The organism is Brevundimonas sp. UBA7507 (assembly GCF_002478355.1).
GTDB lineage: Bacteria > Pseudomonadota > Alphaproteobacteria > Caulobacterales > Caulobacteraceae > Brevundimonas > Brevundimonas diminuta_D.
Window position 1 is genome coordinate 16,286 of record NZ_DLNP01000003.1, and the last position, 10,844, is coordinate 27,129.

Here is a 10,844-nt window from a genome sequence, read left to right on the forward strand (position 1 = left end):
GGCGGCCTGCGCGCGCGGCATACCCGACGCTTCTGGGCGCAACTGCCCCCAAGTCGAACACGCCTGCCGCACCCAAGAAGGGCGCCGGGTGTGGGACGCCGTTCAGCGATCCAGCGGGTGGACCGGGGGCGGAATGACCCCCGTGCGGGTGGACCGACAATCGGTGCGAACTCGCCTCGAAGATGTTCCCGGCTGGATCGTGGAAACGCTGCTCGACGACTTCGAGCCCGCAGCGCTGGCGGCACAGGCCGCCGCTCGGAAGAAACGGGCGGGCGGGCCGCAGAAGCCTGACACGGAGGCGGACGATGACTGACACGACAGCTGGTCGCGGCGGCGTCGGCATTCGCCTGTTTGTTGAGGGCGGCGCCCTTGTTCGCCGCACGTTCAACCAGATCGGCGACAGCGGCCGCAAGATGTGGTCCGAAATCGCGTTGGGCGAACGCTCTGCGAACCCGGCCATCAGGGCTCTTTCCCTCGGGGTTGGAGAAGCGAAAGGGGCGATTGACGGCCTAACCAGCCGTGCGGGCGCCGCCGGTGTCGCCTTGGGCGCATTCGGCTTCGCCGGTATGGCTCTGGCGGCGGTGCTGGGCACTGTGGCCATCGCAACCCAAGGCGCATTCCAGGCGATGGAGGACGCAGCGGTTCTGACCGACACGGCCGAACGCATCGGCCTCGGGGTCGAAGCCCTGCAGGAGTGGCGCTACGTGGCCGACGAGGCAGGCGTCGACACCGCCAAACTCGAAGCGGGGATGGAAAAGCTCAACGGCGTCCTCGGGCGGTTCAAGCTCGGCATTGCCGATGGAAAGCTGAAGCCGGTTTTCGAGGAACTCGGGATCACGAAGGATCAGCTCGACAACATCACCACGGCCGACCAGCTGCTCACCCTCCTGTCGTCGACCTTGGGCCAGATCGACGACCGCGCGAAGCAGGTCGCGCTTGCCCGTTCGCTGGGTATTGAAGAGCTTCTGCCGATCCTGCGACTGGGCTCTGACGAGCTCGAGCGACTGAGGAATGAGGCCAGCGAACTCGGCTTCGTCATGGGCGCCGAAACGGTCGCCGAACTCGACAAGGCCGACCGGGCGATGGAGCGCGCCGGGCAGCAGTTCCGTGTCATCCGCGACACGGCTGTCGCCCCGCTGGCGACGATTTTCTCAGACCTCACGAGCGAGATCGCCAAGAGCTCGGTCGAGATATCGAACATGACCAGCCAGCTTCCGGCCTGGCAGCGGGCTATCGCGCAGTTCGCCCAGTGGTTGCCGGGCGTGGGTGGGCTGGTCCGCAATCTCGCTTCGAGGGCGAAGGGGGCCTTCGCGCCGGGCGCCAATCAGGACGCCTTTCAGGACTTCGACATCTGGTCGCTCGACCTGCCGGGCGTCCTGCGCCCGGAGGGCGGCGGCTTTGCGCCGCTCGGACATACTTCAGGCGGCGGTGGCGCCTCCGCGCGCGCTGAGCAGGCCCGGCTTGAGCGGGAGGCTGAACAACGCAGGCAGCGCGAAAGCCGCGCGAACGAGCGTCTGGCGCGAGCTGACGACGACATCGCCCGTGGATACGACCGAGGCTTCCTCTCCATCGAAGGCCGAGCGGCCTACGAGATCGCGGACTTGGAACGCGAGCGCGCCGCGCGCCTGCGCGAGATCGCTCGGGACGAAGAAGAATACGTCCAGTCGAAGGGACTGCGCGGCCTGACCGAGGTCGAGGCCCAGCTGCTTCGCGCGAAGCAGGACGAGCTGATCGGGCAAAAGAAGGCCGCGGTGGAGTGGGAGGAGCGTCGAGCCCTCGCTGCCCGCCGTCTGCGCGACGAGGAAGATAGCGCTCGCGCGGCGCTGGAGTTGCTCGACATCGAGTCCCAGATGGCGAGCACAGCGCGGGAGCGCGTTCGCATTGAGCGCGAAATCCTCCTGGCCTCTATCGAGATGGCCAGAAAGCGCCGGGCGGCAGAGCTGGAGAATGATCCCGAGCTGGACGAAGCCGAACGCAGCCGTCGCCTCAGCGTCTTCGACAGAGGCGCTCAGCGCCGTGTCGAACTCTTCGATCATCGCGAAGAAGAGCGACTGAAGGAACAGTTCAAGAGCTATGGCCGCGAAGTGGTGGAGGCCATCCAAGACGGTCGGATCGGCGAGTACATCGGCGATCAACTGAAGCAGCGCCTCCTCGATGGCGCGCTCGAGCAGCTCTTCAACCTGCTGAAGGGCGGCTTCAGCGGGATCGGCGGCGGGAGCGGCGGTTCAGGCGGCGGCCTCGGCGGCTGGGTGCAAGGCGCCATGAAGTTCGCATCGTCGTTCTTCGGCGGCGGTCGGGCGGCGGGCGGCGGGACGCGCGCGGGCCAGTTCTACACGACGGTCGAGCACGGGCGGCCCGAACTCTTCATGATCGGCGGTCAGGGTCATGTCACCTCAGCAGCAGAGACGGTGCGCATGCTTCAGGACAGCATGGGCGGTGGCGGCGGCAGCGGCTCGGCTCCGGTGGTTCAGCAGCGCAACGTGTTCGACTTCAAGGGGGCGGTCGTGACGGAAGACCTGATCGCCCAGGCGAACGCCAATGCCCAAGAAGCCGCGCAGAGCGCCTTCAACGGAGCTCGCGAAGTTGTGCCGTCAGATCGGGCGCGAACGGACCGATACACGCGGGGGCGCCGCTGATGCCCATCCTGCTTCCGACGCAGCCGCCAGCAAAGCAGTCGTTCCGGCTGGTTTCCTCCAAGAACGTCCTCGAACCCGCCTTCGGCGGCGGGGAGCTCGAACTTCGTCGCAAGGGCAGCCGATACGAGTTCGCCTACGACTACGGCGAGATGGACTACCTCGAGAGCCTGGCTTGGTCGGATCTGCACGTCGAAGGCGACACCCTCGTTGCGCCGGTCTTTCAGCCGGGGCTGGATGTAGGAGAGCCCGGCGCCGCCCCGGTGGTGAACGGCTCGGGGCAGATCGGCGCGGCGCTCCGCATTAGGGCGCTGAGGCCGGGCTACTGGTTCAGGAAGGGCCAGTTCCTATCGGTCGTGAACGGCGGCGTTCAGCGGTTCCTGTATCGGGTGTTCCAAGCGACGCAGGTCTTGCCAGACGGCACGATCACTCTGCCGCTCTATACCCTGTTGCGGCGTCCGCACCCCGACGGGTCAGTGGTCGAGATCAAGGAGCCGAAGATCGAGGGCTACCCCCGCGATGTGTCGGACACCGAGGTCTACGACAACCACAACGTCGAGGTGTCGTTCAAGATCAGGGAGCGCGAGTGATGGATAACGCGCTCGTCGGTGGTTATCAGCAGCCGAGCCCCATCACCACCACTCTGGTACGGTTCGATACGCCTGGCGGCCCCATCTGCCTGACAGACGGCGGCTTTACACAGTTCGACGCCAATGAGGGCAACGGCCCCGAAATCTACTACGGCAACCACCCCACCTATGGCCGCCTCTCGACGATCTCATCGATCAAGGATGGCGCCGAGGCCCAGACGACGCGGGTCGATATCACCATCCTCCCGGCCTCGGACGTCGCGGCGGCTGCGCTCGCGGCGCCCTCAATGCAGGGCGTTAGGGTGCAGTGGTGGGAGGGGGTCATTCACCGTCAGGACGGTCTGCTGATTGGCTATCCCGAACTGAAGTTCGACGGCGAGATCGACAAGCCGAGGTTCCGCGTCGTCACCTGGACGCTGACCATCGAGTGCGGCACTCAGGCCGAACGGCAGCTCGAGCCGAACACGGACTGGCGCCTCAACAACGCCTTTCATCAACGTTGCTGGCCGGGTGAGCTCGGCATGATCAACGTCGATGGTGTGACCCGCAAGGAAGAGTGGCGTTCGCGCCCGCCCGATCCCGGTCTGTTCAAGCGCCTGCTGAACACCTTCATCCCCTTCTCACGATAGGTCTTCTATGCCCGACCTGATCAAGCGGGCTGCGGCGACGCAAGCCTGCATGGACCGCTTTTGCGGGCGAACCTACGCGCCTGGCGTTCGCGACTGCGGCAAGCTCACAGCCCACGCTCTTCACAAGCAAGGCCGCTCGGCGAAGCTCATCAACGCCTCGCGACACACGACCGAAGCCGGGGCGGTTCGGTACATCCGCAAGGCTGGGTTCATAGACCTTCTGGGCCTGATGGACGCGGTGCTTCCAGGCAGCCGGATCGGTTCGGCCGAGACCTTGCCCGGCGATATCGTGGCTTTGGCCATGCCGGATGGCGACCCCTTCGGCTGCTCCCTGACGGTCGCCCTCGACCCCTGCGCCATACGGGTGCTCGGGTTCAAGGACGGTGTCGGCCAGGTTCTCATGCCGGTTGAAATCGTGACGGCCTGGAGGGTCTGACATGCCCCAGGTTGCGCTTGCTGCCGCCAGCTTCACGACGACGGCCGCGACGACGGCGATGGCGGCCACCGCGGCGAAGGCTGCGATGGTGGCCACCCTGAAGTCGGTCGCGATCAGCGTGGTCAAGAACCTCGCTATCGCGGCGGCGATGTCTGCTCTTCAGCCGCAGGTGGGAGCAGCGGGGCGCACGTTCGAATGGACGCTCGACCCTGATGGCCCGATCCCGTTCGCTGCTGGCCGAGTTGGTGTCGCCGGCTCTGCCGTCCATCGGAAGACCTTCGGGCCGGACCTGATGTATTACGGCTTCGTCTCCGTCATATCGGGCGCCGGTCCGATTGATGGTTACGAGACGTTCCGGGGCGACGACGAGTTCGTCACCTTCGACGCCGCAGGCCGGGCCGTCACCTCACAGTGGACCGGCGAGATGTGGATGCGGCAGACGCTCGGCGCTCAGCCGGACGTCGCCCTGCCTTCCCCCTCGGGGCTGAAGCACAACGCCACCCTGCCGATGTGGAGCGGGTCGCACCGCCTCTCCGGCAAGGCCGCCTATCTGATGGTGCTCGGGGAGAACTCGAAGCGGTCGGCCTATCCAACCGGCGAACCACGCCCCCTTCATGTCGTGCGCGGCCTGAAAGGCTGGGATCCGCGCCGGGACAGCACTTATCCGGGCGGGCTGGGCCCCTGCCGCCTGCATGATCCTTCGACCTGGCTCTACATCACCAACCCGATCCTCTGGGGCCTGAAATGGGCGCTCGGCCTGTGGGAAAGCCCGGTCGGCAAGGGTGCGCCGCAAGTCGGTTATCAGGTCGGTGGTATCGGAGCGAAGCTGTCGGGCATCGACGTACCGGCCTTCGTCGCTGCGGCGAACGTCGCCGATGCAAACGGCTGGACGGTCGCGGCCTATCCCACGACTGACGACGACAAGAGCCAGGTGCTCGACTCATTCCTGCAGGCAGGCGGCGCCATCTACGCCCAGCGCGCAGGAAAGATCAGCTGCATCAGCCGGGCCGCCCCGCGTCCGAGCCTCGTTACGATCACGGCTTTCGATACAGCCGGTCCGCTGGAGATCGACACGGCGGCGAGCCGTATCGACCGCATCAACACGATACGTCCAAAGTTCTGGTCTGAGGCGCACCGCTGGCAACTGACCGCCATCGATGACGTGACGGCGCAAGCCTATCAGGACGAGGACGGCGGCGTTCGCCCCCGTCCGCTCGACTATCACTACGTGCCCTCGGCCAAGCAGGCGGCGCAGCTGGCGGCCCTGCAGATCGCTCACACGCGCGAAGGCATCGCCGGGGTCATCCCGCTCAAGCCGCACATGCAGCGCATTCGGCCGGGAGACGCCTTCACGATCACCGAGCCCGGCTTCGTGCTCAACGGTTTGAAGTGCCTCTGCCTCAACACCGAGTACGATCCTGCCACTCGCATCGTGCGTGTCAGCTTCGTGAGCGAGACGGACGGGAAGTACGCCTGGGCGCTTGGACAGAGCCCCACGCCTCCGGCGCCGCCTGCGCTGACGCCGGTTGATCCAACGCATGTGTCGCCGCCGTTGCCGGGGGAATGGATCATCATGCCGCGCCCTCCCGGTGCTGGCGGTTCTCTGGTCCCAGGCTTCGACTTGTGGGGCGAGGTCGGTAACAGCACGGCGACCGCCATTGAGGTGCAGTGGTGGGAAGTCCCGGCCGGTGTCGACCCGCACCTCAATCCGCCTGAAAGTGCGGATTGGCAGTCTGCCGGGAGCTGGCCTCCGACGGCGCGCACCATCCCTATCAACGTCCAAGGCGACCGATTTTACTGGATCGGCCTGATCTACATCCGGGGTCAGAACTACTCCGAGCGCCTGCCCGTCGGACCGTGGCTCGCTGGAAAGCTGGTCGCTGATGATGTGACCCATATCGGCGGGCGGCCGGTGGGGGACTTCACGGTCCTGCCCGAGCGTGTCGTGGCCCTTGACGACGAGGTCGATGCGATCAACGTCGAGGTGGGTCAGCAGCGTACTGACCTGGCCGGTGTCGCGGCCGGTCTGGTCAACAACGGCGTGGCGATCACGCAAGAGGCCCAGCGCCGCGAGACCGACGACGAGGTTATGGCGTCTACGCTGGGCCTGATCGGCGCGCGTTCGCCCGACGGCCTGACGTTCATCATCGACCGCGACAAGGTGATGGTCGGTCCTGGCGTCTCGTTCGCCCAACGCGACAGTCTGATCGAGGCGAAGTTTGCGGGCACGGCCAGCAGCCACATCTTCACCGTCGCCAGCACAGCCGCCGAGGAGGCGTCGGCTTCCGCCGAGGCCCTGCGCCAGATGGGCGTCGACCTCGCCAATGCGTCGGCCTGGCAGTTGGACAGCGCCAAGATCAAGGTCACGCCGACCGAGACGCTGAACCAGCGTCTCATCTCCATCGGTACGGCGCTCACGAACCGGCCGACCGGAGACGAGGTGGACGCGCGGGTCACTTCGGCCATGAACGCGGGTGTCGGGGCCGACGGCGTGATCGCCGAGTACGTCAATGCCGTCTTCACGAAGAAGGGCGAGTTTGAAACCCGCGCAGGCATGCTGCTGGAGGCCATCGACGGGGTGAGCGCGCGCGCCTCCCTGTTTGTGGACGCGAACGGTCGCGTCGGGGGCGTCAACGTCGGAGCCGAACAGGAACGCATCGATCTGGAGCTTGCATTCGACCGGGTGTTCTTCGTGGACGTTTCCTCGGGCGCCAGGGTCCAGGTGCTGAACTACATCGGCGGCCAGTGGACCTTCGACTCGAACGTGAGGATCACCGGAGACCTGCTGGTCGACGGGACCATCCGCAACGAGCAAATCCAGCAGAACACCATCACCGGCCTCTCGGCCAGCTATCAGGCCGGGCAGATCAACCTGAACGGGACGGCGCCGGTCGTGGTGGCGGAGGTCTGGACGGCGGTCGAGAAGACCGGGAGCCCGGTTCTCATCGACTTCAACGCCTGGCTTCAACTGCGCCACGATGCCTCGGGGAGCTTCACCAGCACCATCGAAATCCGGCGCTCCGCCGATACAGGGATCGGGGTCCAAATCCTGACCCATACCGTCGAGGGTTCCGGCATGGCGAACGACACCTTCGCGGGAATGGTGCCTTTCAAGGTCATCGACCGGCCCGGTCCGGGGTTCTGGCGATACTTCGTGCGCATCTCGTCCAACACCGACAACATGTCGGTGCAGAACTCCAAGACGCGCTACATCTCGGCCACAGAATACAAGACGAACCAATGATCTATCGCGTTGTGGATGCGGCTTCTGGGGCCATCGTGCGGAGCTTGGACGCTGACCCGGCAGTGGCGGCGCGCTACCTCGAGCCGGGGCAACTGCTGGTCGAGGCGGGGACGTCGCTACATATCGATGACACCGCCCTGGAGATCAGGGACGGGCGCCTGAAGCGCAAGGCGTCCGCCCCGGACGTGGCCTATGCAGATGAGGGCGCCGTGGCCGTCCTCATCGAAACGCACACGGAGGGCTGACATGGACCCCAAGCTGGAAGCCCTGGCCGAAGAGATGGCCGCCGCCGTGCGCGCCTTCCACACGTCGGCTGATCCTGTCGCCGCCGAGGCGGTCTTGCGAGCCGCTCTGGCGGACGCCTTCGAAGCTGTCGGGCTGCTCTTCCCGGTCAATACGACGGAGGCGATCACCGGCTATCTGGCGAAGTCAGAGGAATGGGCAGACCAGTATCGCGACTGGTCTACGGGCACGGCGACGGGCGGGCCGAACGGCGACGGCCTCTATCCCATCAAGGACCGGGAGGGCCTCGTGCGCTGGCTGGCATCGCCCGCCAAGGTCGCCGCCGAGGTCTTGGACGCCGTTCAGGCCAACGCAGCGGCCATTCAGGCGCTCGCTGAAAGCGCGGTGACGCAAAGGGGACTGACGACGGCGCTGGCCGAATATGCCCTGAAGTCGGGCGCCGAGCTGACCGACGCCACGGCGACGGCCCCCGCGCTCGGGGCGGACGGCGCCGAGGTGGCCACGGCCGGGTGGGTGAACCGGGCGATCGGCGAGGCGCTGGCGCCCTTCGTGGCGCAAATGCAGAACCTGACCGACGCGCTCGGCGGCGTCGCGTCCAACGTGGGTAACAAGGCGCCTGCCGGTTCTACGGCCGCTCGGCTCGAGGCGCTGGAGGCGGCCGTCCTTGCCCTGGCTCCGAAGGCCGACCCGATCCTGACCGGCGCAGCGCGTGTGTCCAAGCCGCCGCCTGGTGCGAACAACACGCGCATTCCGACCACGGCGTGGGTTCGCGAACTGCTGGCCTCTGGGGGATTCGGCGGCGGGTTCAGCCTTCCGAACGCGGCCGTCGTGACCGACGCCGCCTATGGCGCGCGGGGCGACGCCTCGACGGACGACACGAACGCTTTCAAGGCTGCGTTGGCCTCGGGCAAGACGGTGATCATCGTGCCGCCCGGCACCTATATGATCAGCGACACGCTTCAGGTGCCGAGCAATCGGACCATCGTCGGCTACGGCGTTGTCTCCCGTCTGATGCTGGTCCCAGGAGTGGCCAACAACACCAACATCCTCGCCGCGAGCGGCAAGCAGAAGATCAACATTCTCGATTTGGTGCTCGACGGGAACCTGCTCAACCAGCCGTCGAGCAATCATACGACCTGCCTTCAGTTCTCGGGCGTCGATGACGTGACCCTGAACAACGTCCACGGCGTGGGTTCGTTGATCGATGGCCTCTACCTGCACAACTGCAAGCGCCTGTCGGTCACGGACTGCCGGGGTTACGACAACGGCTATCCGGGCGTGGACGCCTCCGGCATGAACATCGACACCTGCGACGGCGCCAGCATCAACGGCTTTCAGGGCTATAATAACGGCTTCCACGGCCTCTACGTGTCGGCTGCGACTAACTGCTCGTTCGCTAACATCCTTGTCCACGACAACAGCCATGACGGCGTGCGCGCGGTCTGGGCGGCGGCGAACTGCTCGTTCAACAATGTCCAGAGCTACCGCAATGGCTGGCGCGGGATGATGTTCTCGGACGGCTGCTATGGTATCTCGATCAACAACGCCCAGCTGACCGACAACCGCCGCCACGGCTTGGGGGGCAGCGAGATCTGGTCGCTCCAGATCGCCAACTCGTTCATCAATGGAAACGACTGGTCAGGGATCGCCACGTCTGTCGCAGGCGACGACATCTCTGCGGTGAACGTCTCGCTTGGCGGGAACGGCGGCGGTCAGATCGAGCAGGCGCCGGCGTCGTCCATCCGCATCTTCAACCCAGCCTAGTCTATGGCCTGGGAGAACAGGCGGCGCAATGCGGCCTGAACTTTCGGAAGTCTCATCAGGAAACCGGTGGTGATGCCCGCGACGGCGAAGGCGCCGCCGAAGACGCCGGGATGCCAACCGGCCAGGGCGAAGGCTGCAACTGCCCCCGCCAGCGGAGTGACGATGACCAAGGCCACCACGCCGAAGTCACGCCATTTCGTGGAGCGTTGTTTTTCCATGTGACGGTCATGCTTCGCAGAACCGCCCTTGTCTATCTTGAAATAACCATACGGCGTTCGCGGCGCCGCGAGTTTCCCATCAGAATGGAGAGGAGGCGGCTATGCTGTCTGATCTACCCCCCGGCTTCGACCTGGGGCGGCTGCGCTATGCCTTCGGAGGCGCGGCCGGGGCGCTGATCTATGGCGTCTACACCTTCGTGCAACTGGTGAAGGCGGGGCACCGGCCGACGTTGTCGGACTTCTGGCGCGCGCTGGCGAATGTGACGGCCGGGCTGCTGGTCGGCACCGTCGCGGCTTTCGCTCTCGGCCCGGCGCTGGTCGCCATGATCCCGTTCGAGGGGTTGAGGGCGGCCGTCGATCCGGTCGCCGTCGGCTTCGTCGTCGGTGGTTTGGGCTGGGAGCTTCTGCCGCTCGTCATCGAGGGGGCCAAGCGCTGGGCCTCTCGTCTGGGCAAGGAGAAGTCGGGATGACCTGGGTCGACTGGATCGCCGCGCTGGCGAGCGGTTATGGCAGCGCCTGCCTGCAACTGCGGGCTCAGGCGCTGAAGCCCCGAATGGGCGACTATCCTGTGGGGCCGGGGGATGTGCGACGGGCGCTTTTCATCCTGTCGCTGATCCTGGGCGCCTATTCCCTGACCGTTCTGGTCGGGGACTATGGCGCATCCCGCACCGAGGCTCTGCTGGTCTGCGCCGTGGCCTACACCGCCCATGTTCTGTGGCGGAACGTGAGGCGGCAGAGCGTTAATCGCGTCGCTTAAGCAGGCGTGAGCGATTGCCTGACTGCTTTGCTGCATCGATCACGCAATTGGCTCCACGTCGCCTTACCCTCTAGGCCAAACAAATCTGAACGCGTGTATCCTTCATGAAATAGCGCCTTGCGCACTTCACTAGGAATACGGAAACGTCCGCTGTCGGCCAACTCGAAGGCGCGCTCAATAACTGGCTTCTGATTCACTATGAAACTCGTTTTCGGCCGATCCTGAACGAAGCGATCTTCGATATGGTTGCAGTGCTATCTGGCGCTTACCCGCCTGCCGCCAGCCAATAAAGCACTCCGAAGATCGCGAGACACAGGGCGATCAGCACAG

Annotated in this window: 11 protein-coding genes; 10 read left to right on the forward strand and 1 reads right to left on the reverse strand. The window is 65.6% G+C overall.

Annotation, left to right across the window (positions count from 1 at the left end; genetic code table 11):
• The first annotated feature begins 133 nt into the window (after positions 1-133).
• The 8 genes from B3D50_RS02275 to B3D50_RS02310 are packed head-to-tail and all read left to right on the forward strand — an operon-like array spanning position 134 to position 9,539.
• On the forward strand, positions 134-313 hold the full coding sequence (locus tag B3D50_RS02275; RefSeq protein WP_286949229.1) for a hypothetical protein: 180 nt from the start codon (positions 134-136) through the stop codon (positions 311-313).
• A complete protein-coding gene (locus B3D50_RS02280; RefSeq protein WP_286949230.1) occupies positions 306-2,636 on the forward strand; it encodes a hypothetical protein in 2,331 nt (776 codons plus the stop codon). Before B3D50_RS02275 ends, B3D50_RS02280 begins: the two co-directional genes overlap by 8 nt.
• Positions 2,636-3,223 carry a hypothetical protein gene (locus B3D50_RS02285; protein WP_191001870.1) on the forward strand — a complete coding sequence of 196 codons (588 nt, stop codon included), beginning with the start codon at positions 2,636-2,638 and terminating at the stop codon, positions 3,221-3,223. The genes B3D50_RS02280 and B3D50_RS02285 overlap by 1 nt, the downstream gene beginning before the upstream one ends.
• A complete protein-coding gene (locus B3D50_RS02290; protein WP_286949232.1) occupies positions 3,223-3,852 on the forward strand; it encodes a hypothetical protein in 630 nt (209 codons plus the stop codon). Before B3D50_RS02285 ends, B3D50_RS02290 begins: the two co-directional genes overlap by 1 nt.
• 7 nt (positions 3,853-3,859) lie before the next feature.
• Entirely contained in the window at positions 3,860-4,288 is a 429-nt protein-coding gene (locus tag B3D50_RS02295; RefSeq protein ID WP_269300676.1) for a DUF6950 family protein, read from the forward strand.
• A 1-nt stretch (position 4,289) separates the two neighbouring features.
• Entirely contained in the window at positions 4,290-7,532 is a 3,243-nt protein-coding gene (locus B3D50_RS02300; protein ID WP_286949233.1) for a hypothetical protein, read from the forward strand.
• A complete protein-coding gene (locus B3D50_RS02305) occupies positions 7,529-7,777 on the forward strand; it encodes a hypothetical protein (protein ID WP_269300674.1) in 249 nt (82 codons plus the stop codon). Before B3D50_RS02300 ends, B3D50_RS02305 begins: the two co-directional genes overlap by 4 nt.
• Position 7,778: 1 nt before the next feature.
• Positions 7,779-9,539, forward strand: coding sequence for a right-handed parallel beta-helix repeat-containing protein (locus tag B3D50_RS02310; RefSeq protein ID WP_286949234.1), 1,761 nt, complete (start codon positions 7,779-7,781; stop codon positions 9,537-9,539).
• Here B3D50_RS02310 and B3D50_RS02315 read toward each other — a convergent pair.
• The gene (locus tag B3D50_RS02315; RefSeq protein ID WP_286949236.1) at positions 9,536-9,757 is read right to left on the reverse strand and encodes a hypothetical protein; all 222 of its coding nucleotides are present in this window, start codon (positions 9,755-9,757) and stop codon (positions 9,536-9,538) included. The genes B3D50_RS02310 and B3D50_RS02315 overlap by 4 nt on opposite strands.
• 101 nt (positions 9,758-9,858) lie before the next feature.
• On the opposite strand from B3D50_RS02315, the gene B3D50_RS02320 reads away from it, so the two are divergent.
• Together B3D50_RS02320 and B3D50_RS02325 are read left to right on the forward strand one after the other, a co-directional pair.
• A complete protein-coding gene (locus tag B3D50_RS02320; protein WP_286949237.1) occupies positions 9,859-10,227 on the forward strand; it encodes a hypothetical protein in 369 nt (122 codons plus the stop codon).
• Complete coding sequence (locus B3D50_RS02325; protein ID WP_286949238.1) at positions 10,224-10,514, forward strand: hypothetical protein; 291 nt, start codon at positions 10,224-10,226, stop codon at positions 10,512-10,514. The genes B3D50_RS02320 and B3D50_RS02325 overlap by 4 nt, the downstream gene beginning before the upstream one ends.
• Positions 10,515-10,844 lie beyond the last annotated feature (330 nt).